The 23,662-nt window shown below is 39.5% G+C and carries 22 protein-coding genes, 1 tRNA gene and 1 pseudogene; 15 read left to right on the top strand and 9 right to left on the bottom strand.

The window, feature by feature from the left end:
- Positions 1 to 106: 106 nt before the first annotated feature.
- Together AC07E5_RS07445 and map are read right to left on the bottom strand one after the other, a co-directional pair.
- Positions 107 to 973, bottom strand: coding sequence for an OmpW/AlkL family protein (locus tag AC07E5_RS07445; RefSeq protein ID WP_498625143.1), 867 nt, complete (start codon positions 971 to 973; stop codon positions 107 to 109).
- Between the two features lie 341 nt (positions 974 to 1,314).
- Positions 1,315 to 2,142, bottom strand: a complete 828-nt coding sequence (map, locus tag AC07E5_RS07440) for a type I methionyl aminopeptidase (protein WP_004972787.1) — start codon at positions 2,140 to 2,142, stop codon at positions 1,315 to 1,317.
- A gap of 208 nt (positions 2,143 to 2,350) precedes the next feature.
- On the opposite strand from map, the gene rpsB reads away from it, so the two are divergent.
- The 3 genes from rpsB to AC07E5_RS07425 all read left to right on the top strand — a co-directional run bounded on the left by rpsB (position 2,351) and on the right by AC07E5_RS07425 (position 4,830).
- Positions 2,351 to 3,097: a 30S ribosomal protein S2 gene (gene rpsB, locus AC07E5_RS07435; protein ID WP_004972791.1), complete on the top strand. Its 747-nt coding sequence runs from the start codon at positions 2,351 to 2,353 to the stop codon at positions 3,095 to 3,097.
- Between the two features lie 143 nt (positions 3,098 to 3,240).
- A complete protein-coding gene (gene tsf, locus AC07E5_RS07430; protein ID WP_498625141.1) occupies positions 3,241 to 4,116 on the top strand; it encodes a translation elongation factor Ts in 876 nt (291 codons plus the stop codon).
- A gap of 192 nt (positions 4,117 to 4,308) precedes the next feature.
- Positions 4,309 to 4,830, top strand: a complete 522-nt coding sequence (locus AC07E5_RS07425; RefSeq protein ID WP_004972795.1) for a DUF3465 domain-containing protein — start codon at positions 4,309 to 4,311, stop codon at positions 4,828 to 4,830.
- A 34-nt stretch (positions 4,831 to 4,864) separates the two neighbouring features.
- Here the strand turns inward: AC07E5_RS07425 and AC07E5_RS07420 are convergent, their stop codons facing one another.
- The 7 genes from AC07E5_RS07420 to AC07E5_RS07390 form a co-directional block, all read right to left on the bottom strand.
- Positions 4,865 to 5,320: an Mpo1 family 2-hydroxy fatty acid dioxygenase gene (locus AC07E5_RS07420; RefSeq protein ID WP_004972797.1), complete on the bottom strand. Its 456-nt coding sequence runs from the start codon at positions 5,318 to 5,320 to the stop codon at positions 4,865 to 4,867.
- 231 nt (positions 5,321 to 5,551) lie between these two features.
- Complete coding sequence (locus tag AC07E5_RS07415; protein WP_004972798.1) at positions 5,552 to 6,160, bottom strand: septal ring lytic transglycosylase RlpA family protein; 609 nt, start codon at positions 6,158 to 6,160, stop codon at positions 5,552 to 5,554.
- Between the two features lie 294 nt (positions 6,161 to 6,454).
- Positions 6,455 to 7,456, bottom strand: a complete 1,002-nt coding sequence (gene mltB, locus AC07E5_RS07410) for a lytic murein transglycosylase B (protein WP_096902392.1) — start codon at positions 7,454 to 7,456, stop codon at positions 6,455 to 6,457.
- Between the two features lie 369 nt (positions 7,457 to 7,825).
- Positions 7,826 to 8,476, bottom strand: a complete 651-nt coding sequence (locus AC07E5_RS07405) for a hypothetical protein (RefSeq protein WP_070152374.1) — start codon at positions 8,474 to 8,476, stop codon at positions 7,826 to 7,828.
- An 18-nt stretch (positions 8,477 to 8,494) separates the two neighbouring features.
- Positions 8,495 to 9,310: an NADPH-dependent 7-cyano-7-deazaguanine reductase QueF gene (queF, locus tag AC07E5_RS07400; protein ID WP_004972810.1), complete on the bottom strand. Its 816-nt coding sequence runs from the start codon at positions 9,308 to 9,310 to the stop codon at positions 8,495 to 8,497.
- Positions 9,310 to 10,083 (bottom strand): ABC transporter permease, encoded by a 774-nt coding sequence (locus AC07E5_RS07395; protein ID WP_096902393.1) that lies wholly within the window; start codon positions 10,081 to 10,083, stop codon positions 9,310 to 9,312. The genes queF and AC07E5_RS07395 overlap by 1 nt, the downstream gene beginning before the upstream one ends.
- Positions 10,080 to 11,015 carry an ABC transporter ATP-binding protein gene (locus tag AC07E5_RS07390; RefSeq protein WP_096902394.1) on the bottom strand — a complete coding sequence of 312 codons (936 nt, stop codon included), beginning with the start codon at positions 11,013 to 11,015 and terminating at the stop codon, positions 10,080 to 10,082. Before AC07E5_RS07390 ends, AC07E5_RS07395 begins: the two co-directional genes overlap by 4 nt.
- A gap of 179 nt (positions 11,016 to 11,194) precedes the next feature.
- Here AC07E5_RS07390 and AC07E5_RS07385 point away from each other — a divergent pair.
- The 12 genes and pseudogenes from AC07E5_RS07385 to AC07E5_RS07330 form a co-directional block, all read left to right on the top strand.
- Positions 11,195 to 11,270: transfer RNA gene (locus AC07E5_RS07385), tRNA-Arg, on the top strand.
- 162 nt (positions 11,271 to 11,432) lie between these two features.
- Positions 11,433 to 12,659 carry a tyrosine-type recombinase/integrase gene (locus AC07E5_RS07380; protein WP_148334575.1) on the top strand — a complete coding sequence of 409 codons (1,227 nt, stop codon included), beginning with the start codon at positions 11,433 to 11,435 and terminating at the stop codon, positions 12,657 to 12,659.
- A 240-nt stretch (positions 12,660 to 12,899) separates the two neighbouring features.
- Positions 12,900 to 14,039 (top strand): tyrosine-type recombinase/integrase, encoded by a 1,140-nt coding sequence (locus tag AC07E5_RS07375; RefSeq protein WP_498625139.1) that lies wholly within the window; start codon positions 12,900 to 12,902, stop codon positions 14,037 to 14,039.
- A 465-nt stretch (positions 14,040 to 14,504) separates the two neighbouring features.
- Positions 14,505 to 16,820 (top strand): hypothetical protein, encoded by a 2,316-nt coding sequence (locus tag AC07E5_RS07370; RefSeq protein ID WP_498625138.1) that lies wholly within the window; start codon positions 14,505 to 14,507, stop codon positions 16,818 to 16,820.
- 244 nt (positions 16,821 to 17,064) lie between these two features.
- The gene (locus AC07E5_RS07365; RefSeq protein WP_498625137.1) at positions 17,065 to 18,039 is read left to right on the top strand and encodes a YagK/YfjJ domain-containing protein; all 975 of its coding nucleotides are present in this window, start codon (positions 17,065 to 17,067) and stop codon (positions 18,037 to 18,039) included.
- A gap of 634 nt (positions 18,040 to 18,673) precedes the next feature.
- Positions 18,674 to 18,964: a hypothetical protein gene (locus AC07E5_RS07360; protein WP_498625135.1), complete on the top strand. Its 291-nt coding sequence runs from the start codon at positions 18,674 to 18,676 to the stop codon at positions 18,962 to 18,964.
- 1 nt (position 18,965) lies between these two features.
- On the top strand, positions 18,966 to 19,283 hold the full coding sequence (locus AC07E5_RS07355; RefSeq protein WP_498625133.1) for a hypothetical protein: 318 nt from the start codon (positions 18,966 to 18,968) through the stop codon (positions 19,281 to 19,283).
- 35 nt (positions 19,284 to 19,318) lie between these two features.
- Positions 19,319 to 19,927 (top strand): hypothetical protein, encoded by a 609-nt coding sequence (locus AC07E5_RS07350; RefSeq protein ID WP_498625132.1) that lies wholly within the window; start codon positions 19,319 to 19,321, stop codon positions 19,925 to 19,927.
- A gap of 107 nt (positions 19,928 to 20,034) precedes the next feature.
- Complete coding sequence (locus AC07E5_RS07345) at positions 20,035 to 21,072, top strand: DUF932 domain-containing protein (protein ID WP_498625131.1); 1,038 nt, start codon at positions 20,035 to 20,037, stop codon at positions 21,070 to 21,072.
- A gap of 148 nt (positions 21,073 to 21,220) precedes the next feature.
- Positions 21,221 to 22,312 carry a YqaJ viral recombinase family nuclease gene (locus AC07E5_RS07340; protein ID WP_498625129.1) on the top strand — a complete coding sequence of 364 codons (1,092 nt, stop codon included), beginning with the start codon at positions 21,221 to 21,223 and terminating at the stop codon, positions 22,310 to 22,312.
- A gap of 142 nt (positions 22,313 to 22,454) precedes the next feature.
- A complete protein-coding gene (locus AC07E5_RS07335) occupies positions 22,455 to 23,354 on the top strand; it encodes a recombination directionality factor (RefSeq protein WP_498625128.1) in 900 nt (299 codons plus the stop codon).
- A 95-nt stretch (positions 23,355 to 23,449) separates the two neighbouring features.
- Positions 23,450 to 23,536 (top strand): annotated as a pseudogene (locus tag AC07E5_RS07330) (AlpA family transcriptional regulator); the annotation flags it as partial.
- Positions 23,537 to 23,662 lie beyond the last annotated feature (126 nt).

Below are 23,662 nucleotides of genomic sequence, written 5' to 3'. Positions count from 1 at the left end.
CCCGATTAATGAGAGCGCGATTATAGGAAGACCAGTTGGTTGTACGATAAGTTTTAGGAGTAGGTTTATTCATTTTGAAATTATAGGACTGAATAAACCTTATAGGCTAGGTTTGTGCAACAAAGCCGGTCGCATCTAATTCAACTTTAGGATTGGCTGAACTTGGCTTGCTTTCTAAAGATGCGCCCGCTTTTCCTTCTTTAATATTTGCAATCATGTGACCTGCGGCGATTAGGTCTTGTTCAGTGCGTGGGTTAATTTCTAATTCATTAAAATAAGCGTACATTAAACCGACACCGACATAAGGACGGAATTTATTTACACCAGTTTTGCCAAAATGGTATTGAAACTCAAATGCAGGTGTCCATGCACGGGCAGAAGCAGCAGGGCCATGTGCTTCTAAATCGGTAATGAAAATATCATTTTGTAATTCAAGCTCACCCAATGCACCACCTAATGGACGTGCAATTGCTGAAAAGGGTGCATAGATTTTACCTTTGCCTTGTAAATCAACTTTAGGGGGAATACCACCTTTGACTTCAAAGGAAATATTATCGGTAAAGAAATAGTTGCTGATGATACCCAGCGTGGTGACATCATCTGCTTCTAAACCTGTACCAGGATTATCCCATTGTTCCAAACCTGAAATTGTGGCTTGTCCACTCATGTTGGCAGGAACGGTAGGCAGCAAATTTAATGCCCCACTTAATAATACGGGTGGCTCAAAACCGTCACGTAAATTATCTCTTACAGTTTGAGATTGAACCTCACCGACATCGGCTGTGTAGCCGTTGTGAATGGCTGTATTGACCCGAAAAGGTTGTGCTTTGCCTTGTGGCATAACGTGCAGCGCACCTACCGAAACAGAAAAGCGTTTAAAACCATCACCATCTTTTAAACTAAAATAAGGTGAGTTGGCATAACTGATGACTGGCAAACTACTCAGTGCCAAACAGCATAGTGTTTTTTTCATTGTGGAACTCCATGTCCAATTTTGCTTGTTGTTATTTACGGCATTGTTATGCAAGGCATTATGAAATGGACTGGAAAAATAAAACTGTTGTTTTTACAAGATATTTTTTTAAACTTTTGTGAATAACTGGAAAAGTGTGCAGGTGTTTTGTTAAATCCAAAACTGTTGAATACGTGAAAATGCTTGTTTTATTGGATGGCTTTAAAGTTCTATTGGTTTGAAATAAAAAGATTTTATAGAAATTGTATGCGTTGAAATTAATAAAAAAGACCAGTCGGAACTGATCTTTTTGACATACGGGTTAAATTTTTAGCCAATGACAGATTTTGGCTGCAAACACGTTATGCAGTAAAGCGTGATAAATCTTCATCAGGGCGGGCAGTCAGCACTTCCAAGCCATCTTTGGTGACCAAAATGGTGTGTTCAAACTGTGCCGATAATTTGTGGTCTTTGGTCACCACTGTCCATTTATCGCCAAGTAATTTGGTTTGCCATACGCCTGCATTGACCATTGGTTCAATGGTAAAAGTCATACCTTCTTCTAAAATCATGCCTGTGTTGGCTTGACCATAGTGCAATACTTGTGGCTCATCGTGGAAGGTAGTCCCAATACCATGACCGCAATATTCACGCACGACACTAAAGCGTTCAGATTCAACATATTTTTGAATCGCATGACCAATATCACCAATGGTTGAACCGGGTTTAACGGTTGCCATACCGCGATACATCGCTTCTTGGGCAACTTTGCATAAACGATTGGCTAAAATGGAAGTTTCACCACCCACGATATACATCATATTGGTATCGCCGTGGAAACCATCTTTAATGACTGTGACATCAATATTTAAAATATCGCCTTTCTTCAGCACTTTACTTTCTGACGGAATACCGTGACAAACCACATGGTTAACCGATGTGCAAATGGTGTGTTGGAATGCTGGACGACCCGGAGCAGCACCATAACCTAAGCAGGCAGGAATAGCTTGTTGCTGATTGACAATATAGTCATGGCAAATCGTATCCAGTTCGAGCGTAGTAACGCCTGGTTTAACGTGTGCTTTGATCATCTCCAAAACTTCTGCCGCCAGTCGTCCTGCCACGCGCATTTTTTCAATATCTTCTGCGGTTTTGATGAGTCGACGAGGTGCTTGATAAGTTGTGTTCATGATCTTTAAAAACTTTTGGAAATTTGTGTGTGACTATGGTATAAATAGCCGCCCATTTTATCAAATGCTTTTTATGAATATGTTTCAAAGAGCTTGGTAAAAGGGAAATTAAAAATCCGCACATATATCGTCACATTACTCTGGGTGCCCTTTGGGGTGGAGAATGCGGATATATGGAGGCCTAACCCAAACATTTAAGGTAAAGAAAATGGCAGATTACAACGTAAGCATGCGCGACCTTCTTCAAGCTGGCGCACACTTTGGTCACCAAACACGTTTCTGGAACCCAAAGATGCGTCAATACATCTTTGGTGCGCGTAACAAAATTCACATCATCAACCTTGAACACACTGTTCCTGCGTTAAATGATGCTTTGAACTTTGCAAACCAATTGGCTAGCAAAAAGAACAAAGTTTTGTTCGTTGGTACAAAACGTGCTGCTTCTGCAATCATCCGTGAACAAGCTCAACGCGCTGGTCAACCGTATGTAGATCACCGTTGGTTAGGTGGTATGTTGACGAACTGGAAAACACTTCGCCAATCTATCAGCCGTTTAAAAGATCTTCAAGTTCAGTCTACTGACGGTACTTTTGCTAAGCTTACTAAACGTGAAGCTTTAGAGCGTAGCCGTGAAATGGAAAAACTTGAGCGCGCTTTAGGCGGTGTGAAAAACATGGGTGGTTTACCTGACGCATTATTCGTAATTGACGTTGATCACGAAGCAATTGCAATTAAAGAAGCGAAAAACTTAGGTATTCCTGTAATCGGTATCGTTGATACAAACTCTAACCCAGACAACGTAGACTACGTTATTCCGGGTAACGACGATGCGATCCGTGCAGTAACACTTTACGCTTCTTCAATGGCTGATGCGATCATTGCTGGTAAAGAATACGCTCAAACTCAAGCCAATGCTCAAGCAAAAGGCGAAGAAGCTCCTGCTTCTGAGGCTTAATGCGTTTTGACGTAAGCTTGTCATTTTTGCGACATGTGATGGTGGCAAAGTAAGCGTCATGTATGCAGACGGCCCAAGAGACACCCTCTGGGCCGTTTCTGTTAAAAAAAGAATTCATTTTCTACCGATTTTAGGAGATAAACATGACTGCAGTTACAGCAAGCATGGTTAAAGAATTGCGTGATCGTACTGGTCTAGCAATGATGGAATGTAAAAAAGCATTAACAGAAGCGGGCGGTGACATCGAATTAGCGATTGACAACCTTCGTAAATCTGGTCAAGCAAAAGCTGCTAAAAAAGCAGGTAACATTGCTGCTGACGGTGCAATCACAATCGTTCAAGAAGGCAACAAAGCGATTCTTTTAGAAGTAAACTGTCAAACTGACTTCGTTGCAAAAGACGAAAACTTTGCTGGTTTCTCTGCGAAAGTTGCTGCTGCTGCTCTTGCTGCAAACGAAACTGATGCTGCTAAAATTGCTGAACTTAAACTTGAAGATGGCGTAACTGTTGAAGAAACACGTGTTGCACTTGTTCAAAAAATTGGTGAAAACATCCAAGTTCGTCGTGCACAAATCGTTGAAGGTGAAAACCTTGCTGTGTACAAGCACGGTTTAAAAATCGGTGTTGTTGTTTCTTACACAGGTGATGCTGCGACTGGTAAAGGTATTGCAATGCACGTTGCTGCATTCAACCCAGTTGCTGTTACTGCTGAACAAGTTCCTGCTGATCTTATCGCTAAAGAGAAAGAAATTGCAGAAGCGAAAGCAGTTGAATCTGGTAAGCCTGCAAACATCGTAGAGAAGATGGTAACTGGTTCAGTTGAAAAATACTTGAACGAAGTTGCGCTTGATCGTCAAATGTACGTAATTGACAACGAGAAGAAAGTTGCTGAAGTATTAAAAGCAACTGGTACAACTGTTGCTCAATTCGTTCGTTTCGAAGTAGGCGAAGGTATTGAGAAAAAAGCAGAAATGAGCTTCGCTGAAGAAGTTGCTGCTGCTCAAGCTGCTGCAAAATAATTTTTACTTAAGGTAAAATATTTTGTAAGGAAAGCCCCAATTTATTTTGGGGCTTTTTTGTGAATATAGATTTTGGCAATATGCAATCGTGGCATAAATATTGAGATGAAGATTAAAGATATTAATTTTAAATCAGTATGTTACGAATAATTGACTTAATCGTATAGGGTGGAATCAGAACAAGAAGGTTATATGGCAAATAAAAAGAATTTAAGCATCGGCGCAATTATTGTAGTGCTAATTGCTGCATTTTTTGGCATAGATTTACAGCAGTTTCAGTCTGAAACATCAAATGCACCATCTACAAGTACTGCTCGCACATCGCAAACTGAAAAAGAGCAGTTAGACGTACAGCGAGATGCGCTGCAAGATGATGCTCAGGGTGTTCAGCTGATTGAACGTGCGTTTGAGCGCAAACAGAGCGATTTACAAGTCCGTGCGAGTGGGCAGGTCATTGCAGTGTTAGCGGATGACAACGAAGGCTCACGTCATCAAAAATTTATTTTAAAACTGAATAATGGGCAAACTGTATTGGTTGCACATAATATTGATCTTGCACCACGAATTACCAATATTGCAAAAGGTGATACTGTTGAGTTTTTTGGTGAATATGAATACTCAGATAAGGGTGGGGTGATTCACTGGACGCATCATGATCCAGCAAATAAACACGTGGGCGGATGGTTAAAACATCAAGGAAGAACCTATCAATAACGGTTCTTCCGATAACGAAAATAGGATATAGCGTTTAAATGCTCATAATGCTGTTTTTACGACGTGTTTTCCAAGAGGGTAGGATTTTACCTAAATAGGCATCCATGCACCAAATTGGGCCAATGAGAAGGAATTGGAGGTCTTTGAAGAATGAAGGCTTTTTCCCTTCAACTTTGTGACCATAAAACTGCCCAATCCACGCCAAAACAAAAATTGCGATATAAAAACCCATTCCAACAGGCAAAACATAAATCAGCCATGCCATTACCAGCATTAATGCTGCCATTGCAACTGCAAGAACCAAGTCTAAACGTGCATAAAAAATAAAACTGAGCACCAGAAGTAATGTTGTTAGTAAAGCGCTGAAATGCGCCAAGATGCCGACAATCGAAAAAAAGATCGTAGGTACGCACACCCAGTGAATTAATTTATTGGTTTTATTTTGATGGCTCTCGCTGTATTCATCTAGCCACTCGCTTACTGTCTTCATGTGCTACTCCTGTAGACCGATCATCCGTTGTTATTGTTTGACTGTCTAAAATATAACTGAGAACAGTGAGGCGGTCAAAACAGTATTCATATTTTCAAAATGAAGTGGCAACAAAATTTGTGTGGATCATCTTTGTGCAGACATGCATGGGATGACTGTAAATCTTACAGGCATTAAAAAAGCCACATTGCTGTGGCTTTCAAGTCAAATGTGAAGTCGTGTAAGCGAATCTTAAGAGTTTGGACCGTCAATACGCTCAATGCTTACTTTGGCAGTACCTGCATTGGTGATGCCCAATTGTTTTGCAGCGCCATAAGAAAGATCGAGTACACGGTTGCCATGGAATGGACCACGGTCATTTACTTTAACTACAACGCTTTTACCATTGTTTTTATTGGTTACGCGAATATAGCAGTTTAGCGGCAGGCTACGGTGTGCAGCAGTCATTGCGTTCATGTCGAACGTTTCACCGCTTGCAGTTTTACGACCGTGGAATTGACGACCGTACCAAGATGCCATACCTGTTTGGCTAAATTTACGTACAGTGTTCGATGCCACTGTATTTAACTTTTCAATCACTGAAGGCTCTTCAGCAGGAATTTCAATTTTCGCTGCAATCGTTTGACGACGGATTTGGTCGCCTGAACGTTCGGTGATTGAAAGGCTATTCAAATTTGAGAAATGTGAATTAAAACTTTGTGCTTCTTTGTTCAGTACACGCGCAGCTAGGCTAGATGACTCATTATCATTGTTGAATGATGATTGCACCATTTCAGCTTGCGACTGACTTAGGGCAACAGCTGCAGAAAGTGCAAGTAAGTATTTAAGTGAACTATGCATGGTTTGAACTCCTGAAGACAGAATTTTTAACTTATTTCGCTCTTAACTGATTGAAATAGTGGTAATCCTGTCTGTAATTTCACTTTTTCGACTACATTTGACGAAATGGATAATATTCATCCCTCACTAAAGGTGTCTAGTCTTTATACGAAAATAATGACAAAAAGTACCAAAAACCAACTCTATTTGATTAAAAAATAATCAATATTGTAACATTGTATGTAAAAAGTTTGTTTTGTGATCAAATTGTCAAAAATATTTCTTGACTTTTTGGTTTTATATTTAAATTTGTACTTAGCGACTCGCAATTTCAGTGCCCAATAACCACAGTGCAGTCGCATACATACGGCTACGGTTATAAGTCGTAATCACCTGAAAATTTGGGTAGGTTATATAGTAGATATGACCATAATTTTCTTGTAATTGAATGACATTGACCAAGTCGAGGTCATCTATTTGCACAATTGGATTCATTGGCATCACGCCTTGCGATTTTAAAACCCCATAAGGTGTTGGCAGGGTCAAATCTTTGGCAATGACACTGTCAGGATTGTTGCCTGTATATCGTGCAGCAAATGCAATGGGTTGATTGCGCTGCCAGCCATGTTGTGCCAAGTAGTTTGCAATGGAGCCAATGGCATCGACTGCCGAGTTGCGTAGATCAATATGTCCGTTGCCGTCATAATCGACCCCAAATTTTGGAATATTGCTAGGCATAAACTGCGGATAACCAACAGCACCTGCATAAGAACCAACAATTGAAGAAGTTGGCACACCATCTTTATATGACCATGCGATCAGTGCTGCGAGTTCATCTTTAAAGTATTCCGCGCGACGTTCATAACCAAAGCCTAAGGTGGCAAGGGCATCACGGGTTACAAAAGAGCCCTTATTGCTTCCAAAACCTGTTTCTACACCCAGAATCCCTAAAATAATGGATTGCGGTACACCAAATTGCTGTTCAGCACGATTGAGCGTGTCTGCATATTGTTGTTTAAAGCGCACACCGCGCTGAATAGTGCTTTCTGCAAGGAAATTGGTTTTATAGTCGTACCAAGGCTTACTTTCGCCTGGGCGGTTCATGATGTTGATGATATTGGGTAAGTTTTTAGAGCCTTCCATCGCCCAATCGACTTGTGCTGCACTCAAGCCATAGGTCTGCATGGTTTTTTGTTTAAAACTGGCATAAGACGGATGATTTTGGAAATCATTGGCCTGACAAAAACTGGTGATAGAAAATGCACCAATGAGTAAAGAAAGACGTTTTAGTTTGTTATAAAAATCAAGTTTGAACATATTGAGGAAAATTCCAAATTGATGATTTACACAACTTATTTATATGCAGTAAATAAGTTGCTACTTATATATGAAGAATAAGCCGCTATTGGGGCCAAACTGCGAAAGCGAAGTAAGCGGCTAAGATAGCATTCATGCGTGACTGGTTTGCAAAAACTTATACAAAAATAGACAAAGAATGTGTAAAAAGCGCGCAGGATTTGTAACAAAATTCAATCTAGGTGCAAAAAGTTATTCTTGATTGTGCAAAAGTTGCAGACATATCCTGATATTGCATTGCATATAAAAATGCCTGATCAAAATCAGGCATTTTGCACTTAACATGCAACAAAAGGGCTTAAAACGCATTATGAGTTAAACCCACTGATATTAATGATGGAATAAGGTGTCGTGATATTCCGCTAAAACCAAGAGTTCCTCTTTGGTTAAATTTGGGATGATTTTATCCACCGCAATATGGACAGCTTTAATTACCGCTGCTGCGCCAATATCTGCTGCTTTACGCTTAATCATGCCCAAATCGAGGGTTTTGTTAAAGTCGCTCATAAAGTGGCGTACCGTCGCTTCTGCAAACTGTTTATATAGTTCGGTTAAAGCAGCTTTGTTCACTTCATTGCCTGCTTGAATTTCGGCATAGTTGTGTTTCAGGTTGGTCACTAAACTTGCATCGAGCGTTTCACCTACACGTGCATTGCCTGCTGCATCTTTAAAGCTACTGCGCTCAGAAAATTCAATCGATTGTTTCACGACATCATTTGGCGCTTTGCTTAATAATTGTTTTAGGAGTACTGCAACGGTAGATTTGACATAGCCCGCAAGTTTTTCGGCAGTGTCGCGTTTATCGCTGGCAGGAAAACGACGTACCAACTCGGTTAAAATGGCATCAATGATTTCTTCATTAATCATTAATGCGGTTTTGTCGCGCAGTGGGTACAGCGGCTCACTTGAATTTTTTTTCTGTTGTGCAGTTTCAATCGTATTTAATAATTCTGCAGATGGAATGAATCCAAAAAATGGCATTGTTCAACCTCAATGTTGTTATTGTCGCGCTAAACGAATAGGGCGAGGCATCCATGTTAAGTCCGATACACGGCAAGGGTTAATGTCTAAACCACCACGACGTGTATAGGTTGCATATACCATCAGTTTTTCTGGTGCGAATTTTTGCCAGATGTCTGCAAACATCTGTTCCACACATTGTTCATGGAAACCATTATGCTGACGATAAGAAATAATATAAGCCAAAATACTGCGATAACAAGGTTTTTTGCCTTGATAACGGATAAAAACCGTGCCCCAGTCAGGTTGTCCTGTGACAGGACAATTGCTGCGTAATAAATGTGAGAAAAGTTGTACCTCTATATCTTCCGCTTGTTCTAAATCGAATTGCAATAAACTTGGGTCAGGATGCTGCTCTAAACGCTCAGGCGTGAGCTGATCAATACAAATACCTTCAGGTTGGCTAATTGCCAAATCATCAACCTTAAATAAAGTTAGCGTAACAGGTGCTTGTGCTGCAGCCGTTAAATCATGCTCAACAGTTTCAATGAAATTGGCTTCAGACTGAAAGCGAGTAAAGTTCATACTATTAAAGTAGAGCTTTAATGATTTTGATTCGATCAGGTTAGGTGATGAAGCAGGTAGCGTAATCCGACCAATCGCAACCTGTGGAACACCTGCGGCATTCAACCACGAAATTTCAAAAACGTGCCACCAGTCTTGCCCGAGTTGAATTCCCTCAACATCTGCATATTTTTCACGTGCAGCAGCACGTGAAATAGGGAACAAAATATCGGGTTGATATTCTGTAGGATAATTGGTGTCTTTACCAAGAAGAGATTGTTCAACACTCATTATTCACGCATTCCTGAACCACGAGAAAGTAAATGATAGGCAATACCATAAAGCACTGCACAGCATAGTGTAATCACAGATAATGAAATCGTCACGTTGACATCACTATGTCCTAAAATGCCGTAACGGAAAGCATTAACCATATACACCACAGGGTTAATTAAAGAGAGATTTTGCCAAAAAGGGCTTAAGGCACTAATGGCATAGAATACACCACCTAAATAAGTCAGTGGAGTCAGTACAAAAGTTGGAATAATAGAAATATCATCAAATGATTTGGCATAAACAGCATTAATAAAACCGCCTAATGAAAATAAAAAGGACGTAATTAATACGGTATAAATGGTAACAAACCAATTGGTAATATAAAGGTCGGTAAAGAATAGACTCATGGTGGTGACAATAATACCGACCAATACGCCACGACTAACACCACCCAAAACATAGCCCCATAAAATGGCATGCAAAGGTACAGGGCTCATGATTAGTTCTTCAATGCTTTTCTGGAATTTTGCACTAAAAAAACTTGAAGATACGTTGGCATAGCTGTTGGTAATGACTGCCATCATAATTAAGCCGGGCACAATAAATTGCATATAGCTAAAGCCGCCCATTTCACCAATACGCGAACCGACCAAATTACCAAAAATCACAAAGTACAAACTCATGGTGATGGCTGGCGGGAGCAAGGTTTGAGGCCATATGCGCATAAAACGACGAACTTCTTTATGCACTAAGGTATAGAGTGCAATCCGTAGTTGGGTAAAATTCATTGCGCAGCTCCATCTAAATTCTTTTCGACCATTTTGACAAATAACTCTTCTAGACGGTTGGACTTATTACGCATACTGCGCACGCGAATGCCTTGTGCTTCTAAAAGTTGGAATAAATCATTTAAGGTGTGAGCTTTATCCATAGTGACTTCTAGGGTCACAGCATCAATTAAGTTGAAACGTACACCAATAATATCTAAATGAATGGGTTGAATCGGTTCAGCTAAATCGAAAATAAAAGATTCTTCACTTAACTGGTTTAAGAAGTTTTTCATGGAAGTGTCTTCTTTAATCACACCACGATCAATAATCGCGATACGACGACACAACATTTCGGCTTCTTCTAAATAGTGGGTAGTGAGAATGATTGAAGTGCCTTTATCATTCATTTCTGTCAAGAAATCCCACATTGAACGGCGCAGCTCAATATCTACACCTGCAGTCGGTTCATCTAAAATAAGCAGTTTCGGTTCGTGCATCATGGCACGTGCAATCATTAAACGACGCTTCATACCGCCAGACAGCATACGCGCTTGAGTGGCACGTTTATCCCACAAACCCAGTTTTTCTAAATATTCTTCGGCACGTTGTTCGGCAACTTTTTTAGGAATACCGTAATAGCCTGCTTGTGTGACCAAAATGTCAAACGTCTTTTCAAACTGACCAAAGTTAAATTCTTGCGGTACTACCCCTAAACATTGCTTGGCTTGGGATGGTTGGGTATCTAGATTATGCCCAAAAATTTCGACAGTACCTGCCGTTTTTTTGGTAAGAGAACTGATGATGCTAATGGTTGTAGATTTACCTGCACCATTAGGTCCAAGTAGGGCATAAAACTCGCCTTCAGGAACGGTCAAATTAATTCCTTTCAGTGCTTGGAAACCATTTCGATAGGTCTTTGACACGTCCCTTAACGTCAATGCATCAGTCATGAAATTCTCACTTGAGGAATAGAGCTACTATTGTGAGCGATCCGCGTCAATAAACCAAGTAAGTTACATGGAATTCTATGTTGCAAGTTTGGAACATTGTTTAAAGCATAAGCATAAAAATACGTAACTTATATATAGTTGCTTTACCTTCAGCAATTTTTTGTTATGATGTGCAGCGCGCGCTCATAGCTCAACTGGATAGAGTACAGGTCTCCGAAGCCTGTGGCGTGGGTTCGAGTCCCGCTGAGCGCACCATTTCCTTGTTTGATCACATCCGAATTAATCCTAATATTATTAAAAATTAATAACTTATATCTACTTATTGTCCGATAATGTCCGAGGGCGTTTTAGGATACCGTAATCTTTTACGGTATTTTTTACGGTACATTCCATTTCTGACAAAAATATACCGTAAAAATGCCTAAATTAGTTATCAGTCTGACTGACTCAAAAATTAAGTCTGCAATATCAATGCAAAAGAAATCATTTGAAAAGAATATTAAGCTTTCAGATGGTGGTGGCCTTTATCTATTGTTAGATAGAAAAGGTGGGGCATATTGGCGTTTTGATTATATTCGCCCAATCTCTAAGAAAAGAGCCACTATAGCTATCGGTATTTATCCAAGTTGTACATTGGCCAGAGCTCGCGCAAAACGAAGTGAGTTTAGAGAACTGCTTGCGCAGAATATTGACCCAGCAATTCAAAAGCAAGATAAGCAGTCCCAATGTCGAAATAATAGTTTTAGATCAGTAGCAGATGAATACCGTAAGACTGAAGAGCTGGAACCAAGTACACAACGTCGGAATCAGTTTATCTGGGATAAGCTTTATGTTGCTATTGGTGAGTTCCCCATTGATTCGATAACAGCCACTCAAATTTTGGAAGTATGCCGTCTTTATGAAAGACAAGGTAAGACTGACTCAGCAAAGCGAATGAGAAGTAAAGCATCTCAGGTGTTTCGGTATGCGATTGCTTTGGGTTTATGTCAATTTAACGTTGCTGACCAAATTAGCGGTATTTTGAAGGTGGGTAAAACTAAGCATCGAGCGGCTATTACTGATGAGCAAAAGCTAGGACAACTATTAAAGAATATTAATACACATGCAGGTCGTGGGGATATTGCTATTGATTATGCAGTCAAAATCTTACCCCATGTATTTGTGCGTCCTGGAGAATTACGTGCAGCAAAATGGGCAGATATCGATTTTAAAAATAGAACATGGAGCTATACACCGCCTAAGACCAAAAATCAGACAGCCCTACAACATATTGTTCCTTTGTCTGATCAAGTCTTGAAGCTGTTCCAAGAATTGTATTGCATTACTGGATATACCGAATATTGTTTTGTGTCTATGCGAGATAAAACGAAAACCATCAGTGAATCAACTATTAATAAACGATTGAAACAATATGGTTTTGAAAATGGTGAGACAACAGGGCATGGCTTTAGAGCTACGGCAAGAACTTTATTAGATGAAGTTCTAAAATTTCCTATTGAACGTATAGAACAACAACTTGCACATCAGGTTCGCGATATGCATGGTCGAGCGTACAACCGTACTAAGTATTTGGAGGAGCGTTCAGTGATGATGCAAGCATGGTCTGATTATTTGGATCAATTAACGCATAAAAATGTAGAGTAATTAATTAAATAAATATTAGTAAGTTATAGTTTCAGTTAAGTTGACGCCACCTCCACCAAAATTCTTTCCGAAGTAATCCATCGGAATCTAAAAAATCCTTTAAACTCAATGTTTAAAGGATTTTTTTTATGCCTGTTTGTCCGATATTGTCTGATCCTATTTGACCCCATATTTGCTCTTTGCGGGTAAATATTGGGAAAATTTACCCAGAAATTAATACATCAATTATGGGTAATCGACATGCCACTTACAGATACTAAATGCAGAAAAGCACAGCCGAAAGATAAACAGTATCGTCTTTCGGATTTACATGGTTTATCCCTCATCATTACCACCAAAGGTCAAAAATATTGGAATGTACGCGTCACTGTCCATGGTGAACGTAAGTCTGAGTCGCTTGGCCCATATCCAGATTTAAGCTTAAAAAAGGCAAGGGAGCTTGCATATGAGCTTAAGCATCGATACTCACGTTCAGTATTGCATGAAGACTTAAAGCCCTATTTCAAAGAAGTTGCAGAAGATTGGTTTAATAATCAAAAAGAAACCTGGTCATCCAAACACATCAGTAATGTTCGAGCTTCATTGGATGAGCTTTATATTGTTCTTGCTAATAAGCGTATTAATCAGATTCAGGCACCTGAGATTCTGCAGATCATTAAGAAAATTGAGGCAAGAGGCTCGCTTGAAATTGCAAAACGTACTTTGTCTCGTTGTGGCATGGTCATGAAATACGCTATTGCGCATGGATACCGCTATGACAATCCGGCAGGTGATTTAGTTTATGCCCTCAAGAATAAACGGGTCAAAAACCTGGCTTCGCTTTCGGCCTCTGAAATGCCTGAATTTTTAAGAAAGGTAAGAGCTTACCCAAGTGATGCTCAAACGCATCATGCCATTATTCTGATTATGCTGACAGGTGTTCGGGTTAGTGAGTTGCTGCAAGCACGCTGGGAAGAGTTTGATCTGGAAGGGCGTAAGTGGGATATCCCTGAAGAGCGTATGAAGAACCGACTTCCGCATCGTGTACCGTTGACGGACATGATGATTGCTGAGCTTCAGGCATTAAGACTTATTCATAATCAGGAACTGCTATTTCCACATCGTTTGAATAACAAAGAATCAATGCGTAGCGAGTCTATTTTGGCTGTGATCAAACGTTCAGGTTATGCAGGTCGAATGACCACACATGGTTTTAGGTCGTTATTCAGTACAGTCTTAAACGAGTCGAATCTATTTAATCCAGATGCCATTGAACGCCAACTTGCTCACGTACCCCAGAATAGAATTCGCTCGGCATATAACCGAGCACAGTATTGGGATGAGCGTGTAAAAATCATGGAGTGGTATGGTGAAAAAGTGAAAACATGGATGAAGCTATGACGTTGGAAATTAGAAGGTAAACAGTATATTCAGCTTCAATTAAAACGGTCACTCACAATTAAGTCCTAGGGATAGAACTAGGCTTAATGAGTCTTTTATACAATGATTTTTTTAATTTACACCTATTTATAGTTAAGAATTATTAAATAAAAATTTTATCCAGTTAGGCTGATAATAATAAACTTTATGATGGCTTTTTCCCTTTTTCCCTTTTTCCCTTTTTCCCTTTTTCCCTTTTTCCCTTTTTCCCTTTTTCCGATCATCTGCTATTTCTAAAAAAAATCTAGAATTTTTAAATTAACTAAAAGTTAGTCATAAGAAAGGTCTGAAATAGATTATTATTTTTGAATAATACTATATATTTATGCTGAATTATGACATAAATAGATGATGATTTTTAAGCTAAATAGTACTGATTAATAAATTTAAAAAATCTATTCTAATCTTTAAATATAAGGGGTTTCGATGGGAAGTTACGATTTTATTCAGAGAATAACAAAACCTGAATTATTTAAGCTGTTACGCTTTAAATATTCGAAGTCTTTTGAAAGTGTAAAGCGAAGTGGAAATCAATCAAACTTCGTGATCTTCAAAGAATCTATCGATATCTTAGAAAATTATGAAAAGTTATTGTTGATGCTCAAAAACGATCAGGAGCCGACAATTTCTCAGCTACAATTGTTTCCGGATTTAGTGAATTCAGAGTTAGATCAATTGATGTCGAGCTTGATGTATCTAAGATATATCATGTCTGAAAATGAGTATTTAGAGATACAAGCATTTAGAAAAATTTCACAGTATGCTGGTCTTATTCATCCCTTAGATACTTCACAACCTCCAGTTAGTACACTAAACAGTTATTTAGGACAACAACCACTGCAACTATGTACACCGCATAATGTACCGTTTATAAAGGCATTTGATCGATATGAAAAAGATTCATTTTTAGCACTTTTGGAAAAATTAAAACCTAAAGTGGTGGAAGACTCAACATTTAAGGGTGATCAATTTTTACTTTCCGCTGAAGAAGAGCAGTACAAATTTAAGTTTCAAAGGAGTTTAGAAGAGCATCAGCAGATTTATGTTTTTTGTTTTGATGTTTCACTTTATCCAATTAATCCGCAGGATGGTGATGATTATGAAAAATTGTATTTCGACAAAAAAAGTACAATAGACAGAATTGTTCAGGAAGTTAGTGCATTAAGCAGGCTTATTCACTTCCTTGTTAGGTTAGAACCAAGCCAGAAATTTGGGTTCAATCTCCATTTTGTTTTGATGCTTAGTGAAACTAAATACTTTTCAGAAGATACATTAATTCAAAAATTCGAGAACGTGTTGACAGGTATTTGCCTTATTTCAATGACTAAGTTTGTTGTTCGAAACTGGAACGATATTGTGCGTAAGCATCTACATAATAAGGCAGTCGGCATAATTAGGAAAAATGACGAAGCAGCAATAAATGAAAGTTGGCGTTGGATCTTTAGTGCTTTTTTTTCGACAGAGCAGGTGATTAGATTTAATTTAGGTTATATGCCGAATCTGCATTGCGGTGATGGGCCTTTAGCACCCAATTTGTCTAAATTATCATTAGTCAATCAATCAACACCTCTATCTCAAGCTGAGAGGGATAGTAATCTACATGAAAAGATATTTATTAATCGGAAACACTTAGCAAAGCCTATCCAGCAATATTTGAGCTATGCAGATCTCATATATTCACAATACTCATTTTTACCAACGAATGAAGGTGGAGACTTACTCTTATCGACGCTATTAGGGGGAGTCGAGGTGTTTTGTGAAACTTTGAAAGTAGCAAAACCTGAACTATTCATTATTCCTAATAAAGAAAGTTTTTATTCACTTTCAATTGAAGATTTATCTACAGTGAGAACTCGATTGGGTTGGATGTGGCTAAATCTTTTCAAAAGATTAATCGAAAAACCTGACTTTGTATCTCATAGGTCTGTAGCAAAATTTTGCTCTCAGAATGTACAAGTGTTTTTTCAGTTTTGGGAGGCAAATCGATGGGAAATAGAGCAACTTGATAGTCATATAATGGGTTACTACATTCAGCAATTAAACCAGAAAATAAGCGTATTGAAAGAGCAACTGTTAGATCAAAAAAAATTATCTCTTAGCTCTCTAGAAAGTAGATCGAAAGATTTGATCAAGTATGGTAATTATTTGCTGTCAGAAGATGTTTACGTATTGCGTATACAGGTTGAATTTACTATATCTAACCAAAGTTTGAAGCAATCAGATCAATCACCGATACTGACTGAGTTTTTAAGAGTAGGTCAATCGGCAAAACCTTTATGTTGGATTAAGGGCTATCTGCTACGTTGGGATCAGTACCATTGCTTGGAGCGATCAAGTAGACAGACATATGCAGATTTGACTCTGTTCTTAGAGGATCATCCTAAAATGCAAAGTATCAATTTATTAGAAATTTTGCAGCAGTATTTGTTGAAATTCACTTCGACATATAATGAAAAAAAGAAATTGGTAAATCATGCGAATGAGATCAGAGTCAGTATACGCAATAGTGAGATCTACTCTCCAAAACCAGAGTTACGACACAATATTATTAAAATCGAGACAGTGAATAAGGAACTGCGAAAAAGCTTTGTGAAATACTACTTACATAGCTTTTGTTTTCTTGACCTATTCATATTATGGGATGGGGTGGAAAACGGCAAAAAATTTAAACGTTACACCACCGGACAGAAGCCTAGACCTAAGCAGAGATGTGTTAAGAACAAACCGCATGAGTTGTCATGATGTAATGCCATTTTTTGTATCTTTTTTCTGTACAAATCTGATGAAAGCATTGCATAACTTTAGCTTCATCAAAAATGACACATCACCTAGGATTTATTGGAGTTAAATGTTTCCACATCTCTATAAACCCTAGGGCTTTTTTTTGTCTGAAAAGCTGTAGTAGATATTATATCTATGAAATATATAACTAAATATAAAATACTCAAACACCTGATCTGATGAGAGTATTACGGAGTTACTCATCATGAACTTCAACCAACATACTATTCCTGAATCAAAGCTACTGATTGAAGTTGAAGCTTTTACCAAGAGAGTTATTGAGCAAGGTCTGAAGAGAAAAGATTTAGTTGAACTTGTTAGACTGCTTGATGACTTTGGAAAAATCTATTCTTGTAATCATGTGTATACAGATTACATCGGATTATTTGAATTCTTAGCTAACAATGAATTTTATAGCTTTAAACAAATGCACAATGGTCATTGTACCCATGCGTCTCTTCTAGAAATATGTGAGGGGTTATTAGAGCATTATAGCGATCAGTTTCAAGTCCATAAACCAACAGTGTTACGTGATTTACGTCAGTACAAACATAGGGTTAAGAGTAGGCTAAAAGTGCTTAAACAACTCACAGATAATCTGTTTAACCGATATAGCCGTAATCTGATTGTTAGGGTGGATTTAAAGTATCACGTTGATAAACAACATATGGTTGATATTGAACTGTTTCGTCGACACGTCAAAACACTGTGTAACCGTATGGCAAATAAAAATAAGTGCTTTGAAAACCTTATAGCTAATGCATGGTGTCTTGAACATGCACCACAGGGTGGTTACCACATCCATTTGTATCTGATTTACAATGGTTCTAAATCTACCTACGACTGCAAATTGGCTAGGTGGATAGGTAGGATCTGGATAGATGAAATTACGGAAGGACTTGGCTATTATTGGAATTGTCATACCCGTAAAGATGCGGAAGATGATATTGAAGATGAAAATAATACTGTAGTCAGTACTATAAGTGTTCAGGAAGAGCAAAGTTATAAGTATTTGAATGGGTTGGGGATGATTAAACGTGATGATCCTAGAGGCTTAGAAAGGTTAGAAGCTGTTTATAGTTATCTAGCTCGTATGGATGTTAAAAAGCTTGAACAGCGGCTAAGAGTGCGAGTTAAAGGTATGAGAGCTTTTGGGTATTCGACTGTAGTTACTTCCTAGGTGGCAGTATTATAGTAAAAAAGGGTTATACATTATTAATCAAAAAAGTCACTTGAAGGCTCTTTAGTAGATAGTTGACTCTGACGGTCATAACTGACCGTCAGAGTAATAGAGGGTGTAAATAATTTGAGCCTGTAAATAATTTTGTAATATTGCTGCTTATCATAGAGAGTTATGTGGTGCGGTAGATATAAATTGACTCGAACCCTTCTTACTATTATTCTTAACGTGCTAGCTTTTAGCTAGTCGGTTTTGACAGACCGAGCATATAGTGTACAGGTAATTACTTTTTTCGAGTAGGCCTGTGCTAAACCTTCTCGTCCCCCTTTGCGGTAGAACGGGAGGGGGACGCGTCCGCGCGTGCTGGTTCTATATGCCCAGTCTGTCAACCCCTTTTCGTTCTGCCACCATAATCAATTGACAGTGATTTCGGTAGAACTTCTAGTGCATATAGGAGTCCGTCATGGTCATTCAAACAACTCAACTTTTTCATTAATTTCAATATTTCAGTTGGCTCAATTTCGATTGTTAGCCAAGGTCTTAATGCATTTTAATTAATAGAACCATTTTTTTACTCAATATATCGACAATATAAAGTATTAATTATTTTGAGAAAAATATGGGGGGAGTTCTAATGAAGGTTCAGTTGCTCAGTTTTATGAGTGTCATTCTTTTACCAGTTTTGTCTGCTTGTTCTTCTAGCGAAGATCGAGATCGTAAAGCATTTATTGAAAAATGTATGTATCCAAATAAGGCAATTAAAACAGCAGTTTATACTGAAAAATCCTGTACATGCTATTACGATAATATTCGTAAAGCTTATGGTAAGCCATTTTTTAATAAGCCTATTACAACAGAAGCTGAACAAAAGAGAATGAATTATGCCAGAGGTTATACTCTTGGTGCATGTGGTGGGTTGAAATAAAATGAATATTAATCATCTTGTCTTAGCTTTAACCCCTGTGTTTTTTGTTGGATGTTCTTCTATTTCTAGTCAGGAAAAAATATGCCAAGAAGAAGCTGACATAGCTGAAACAGTTATGGATGCGCGATTGAAACATGGACAAATTGCGAATGCTAGTGTTTCTTTGGCAGGTAATAATGAGGAGTTGCGTGAAAAGCTTAGCCCAATCATTCGAGATGCTTTTGAGTATGATCGTGGTGGTCTTGCAACTTATGAAAAAACAAAGCAAAAATTTAGAGATAAATATTATCAGCAATGCATGCAGAGACAAGGCAGTTAACTTTAATTAGGAGGAATTGATTTATAGGGGGGGGAATGAAAAAATTGATCATACTGATATCTGTAGTTTTGCTTGTAACAGGGTGTGATAAAGCAAAAACAGGTACATCAGATAAAACTATTCAGTCTGAAATACAACCAGTTGTGGAACATGCTGAATTAACAGTGGTAGAGAAAGAGGATTTAAACTCCTTAAGAACCTCACCAATAGAAGAAACTGCAATTCAAGCAGGATATTATTTAAACTCTTTGGAAACATCTTCTGTTCAGGAGATGCGGGAATTTATTAAAAAAGGGCTAGAAGAGTGGGAAGCTTTTAATAGTGTACGTGCTGACCCGAACGATCCTGAATTAGTTGAAAACACAGATGCCAATATGGAATATCGTATTGAGATGAAAAACTATGTCTTCGGGTCTAGTTTGGTTGAAACTGCATATCTACATCTCATTTCTCTTTCTGATAGTATTGAGGTGGCTAGATTACTTGTAAATAGAGGGAATTGTAGAGCAGATTATCGTGATGGGGCTAATCCGATTACTTATGGAAACTCGATGCGATTTTTCTTGGATTGTGATCCGCGTAATATTAGGGAAGTGACCGTTATATTAAAAGATGGTAGGCAGATTGTGATGACACCGAAATAAGCATATCAACAACATGCCATCAACCACCTAATTGAAAGAAATTTNGGTTATCATTCTCGTAAAGGGATGATGCCTAGCGGCCTTTTTTGTTTATAAGGAATAATCAAATGGCACATCAACTTGAAAACATGGCGTATGTCGGACAAACCCCATGGCATGGTCTGGGCAATCAACTCAGTCAAAACCAACCGATTGAAGTCTGGGCAAAGCAGGCAGGTATGGACTGGCGCATTGAGTCCTCCAATGTCAGTTACATGGCTCAAAACTCGCGTGGGCAAAGCATCATCATGCCTTATGAAGAACAACGGGTACTGTATCGTTCAGATACCCATGCCCCTTTATCGGTGGTCAGTCAGCGTTATCAGGAAGTCCAGCCGATGGAGATTCTGGAATTCTACCGTGATTTGACTGAACAATCAGGCTTTGAACTGGAAACCGCTGGTGTCTTAAAAGGTGGGAAGAAGTTCTGGGCCTTGGCGCGTACAGGACAAACTGCAGAATTGAAAGGTGGAGATGTCAGCAATGGCTATATTCTGCTGGCAACGGCATGTGATGGCACCTTAGCCACCACCGCACAATTCACCAATATCCGTGTGGTGTGTAACAACACTCTAGCGATTGCCTTGCGTGGACAGAGTTCCAATGCTGGCGTGGTCAAAGTACCGCACAGTACCAAGTTCGATGCCGACAAGGTCAAAGATCAACTCGGTATTTCAGTGAAAACATGGAACGATCACATGTATGAAATGAAACAACTCACCCAACGTAAAGTCACCCAGAAAGAAGCAGCGGCTTATTTTGATGCGGTATTTAACAACAATAGCCTAAGTGCGATGGAACAGGAAGATAACATTATTCAGTACTACCGTAATGTTGCATCCCAAGCCAATCCACAGCCCAATAAAACTGAACCCAATGGACGTGCCATGACCAAAGTCATGAATATGTTTAATGGGCAGGGACGTGGGGCAGACTTATCTTCAGCCAAAGACACCGCTTATGGGTTGCTTTGTGCGATCACAGAATTTGTGGATCACGAACGTCGAGCAATGAGTACCGATCACCGCCTTGATTCTGCTTGGTTTGGTGCAGGCGCAGCATTGAAACAACGTGGATTGGAACAAGCTTTACACTTGGCTATTTAAGCTTGATTTAATCTTGAGATTTTATCATCAGGGCATGTGATCAGTAAGATCCAGTGTCCTCCTAATCAACGATCCCTCTTTGCCACATCTTCGGATGTGGCTTTTTTTATGCCGTTTTTTTAGAACCTATTGAGATGAGGAACATCACATGAATCAAAGCATAACTACAATACCTACAGTGAATTCCACCACTTTAACCGCAACCAACCTAACTACTGTCGCTGATTCAAGACAGCTACATCCACCACAAGGTCCATCAAAACGCAGCTTAAATGCCAGACGTCTGATCAACACCAAACAACTGGACTATCAGGCATGGCTTGAAGTGCGTAAACAGGGAATAGGCAGCAGCGATGCCGCAGCCGCCTGTGGCTTGAATCCTTATATGTCGATGCTAGAACTGTGGATGATTAAAACAGGACGGGTACAGCAAAATATAGAAGATGAAAGCTCAGGACACGCACCTTTATATTGGGGCAAGCAGCTGGAACCCCTAGTTGCAGAATACTACAGCATGCACACCAATAATAAAGTCCGTCGGGTCAATGCGGTGCTGCAGCATCCTGATCCTGACAAAGCCTTTATGTTGGCAAACTTGGATTATGCCGTGGTGGGTAATGAAGAAGTGCAAATACTGGAATGTAAAACCGCAGGGGAATATGGTGCCAAGCTGTGGAAGGAAGGCGTACCTCTGTATGTGTTGTGTCAGGTACAACATCAACTGGCGGTGACAGGCAAACAAGCGGCACATATTTGTGTGTTGCTGTGTGGACAGGAAACCAAAATCTACAAAGTCAGTCGTAATGAAGCTCTGATTGAACAGATCATTCAGGCAGAACGGCTGTTTTGGGAATGTGTTGAAAATGACGTTCCGCCAGCAGTGGATGCCAGTGAGTCTGCAGCCAAAGCCCTACAACAGCTCTACCCTGAACATACCCCACTGAGCAGTGTTGATCTAACGGAGGTGGAACTTGCCAATGAACTGTTTGATCAGCTGATACAGGAGAAACAACAGATTGAACAGCACCAAAGTCAGTTTGACCTACTTAAACATCGTGTTCAGGCACTGATGCAGGAACATGAACGTGCTGTATTTCAGCAAGGTTCGGTGACATGGAAAAAGAGTAAGGATAGTATCAGCCTAGACACCAAGTCCTTACTACAGCATCAACCTGAACTCATCCAACAGTACCCACTGCAGAAAGCAGGCAGTCGTCGTTTCAACATTTATCAAGATTAGCTCAAAGCCTAGAGCCAAACACTCAGCAAGAAGAAACCTGAAATCCCGTGCAGCCCTGCATGGGATTTTTTATGCCGATTTCATTTTTAGCAAACAGTGCAACACATCTAAACATCAACATCTATACGAGAGGAATTTCAACATGATTAAAGGTCTAGCAATCACACCACCCATCTTGGGAAGGATCAGTATCGGTCGTGTAGTAGAAAAGAATGGCAAGCGTCTGCCAGAGAAAGACGATCAGTTCACCATTACCAGTCAAATACAAGGCAAGGACGGTTGGGTCAAACATCCCTTGGATGAGCAATTGCGTAGCCAAGCACCGAATCAAAAGCTGCGTAGTATCCCTGTGCGGATGATCTTCAATGATCCTGAATTGAACTTACGTGCTGAGTACAGCTTGTTTGACCGACAGACAGGTCGCCCGATTTGTGTCGGCAACGGTGAAACATGCCAGCGTTTAACCAATCAAGGTGTAGAGCAACATCCCTGTCCATCACCAGATTTATGTCCTCTGGCACAAGGCGGCAACTGCAAACCTTATGGACGTTTACATGTGAACCTGGATGACTCGGATGAGTTTGGCACCTTCATCTTTAGAACTACAGGCTTTAACAGTATCCGGACTTTGGCTGCACGGCTGAGTTATTACCACGCAGCTTCAGGAGGCTTATTGTCTTGCTTGCCTTTGCAACTGACTTTAAGAGGTAAAAGCACAACACAAAGCTATCGTCAGCCGGTGTATTACGTGGATCTAACTTTACGGGAGGGCATTAGTCTGAATGATGCAATTACCCAGGCCAGGCAAATTGATGAACAAAGCAAGGCTGCGGGATTTTATCAAGAGGCGGTAGACCATATCGCCAGACGAGGTTTTGCCAATGCACGGTTTGAGACAGATATAGAGGAAGGTTTAGAAGTACTGGAGGAGTACTACCCTGAACAAGAACAGAACCGGACTGTGGAGCAACAGACTTCAACTGAAGGATTTGTACAGGATATTCAGCAGGGGCTGCATCAGAGTGTGAGAGCTGTGAATTAAGCTAGAGGAGAGAAGATATCTAACGTTAAATTTTACAGACCAGCTCTATTATTTGAGCGAATAGCCGCTCGCATCAATGATTAGGAGCTAGCCTCATGAATGCGTTTATCGGTCAAACATTTCAGATGAATCAACTCATCAGTATTAAGCAGGTCGTAGAATTTGTCGGTGTGGGGCGTTCTGTCAACGGCATTCTAAAATTGCCCCCTTTTACCTTACAAATGGCAAAGTAAAATTGACCCCTTTGATCTCGTATTAAGTTTCAACCTGGGGCTGAATCCCAATTCTTTTTTTATCCTTCAAACGAT

Source organism: Acinetobacter seohaensis, assembly GCF_056431365.1.
Note: the sequence above shows the minus strand (reverse complement) of the source record. Positions and strands in the feature narration are given on the sequence as shown.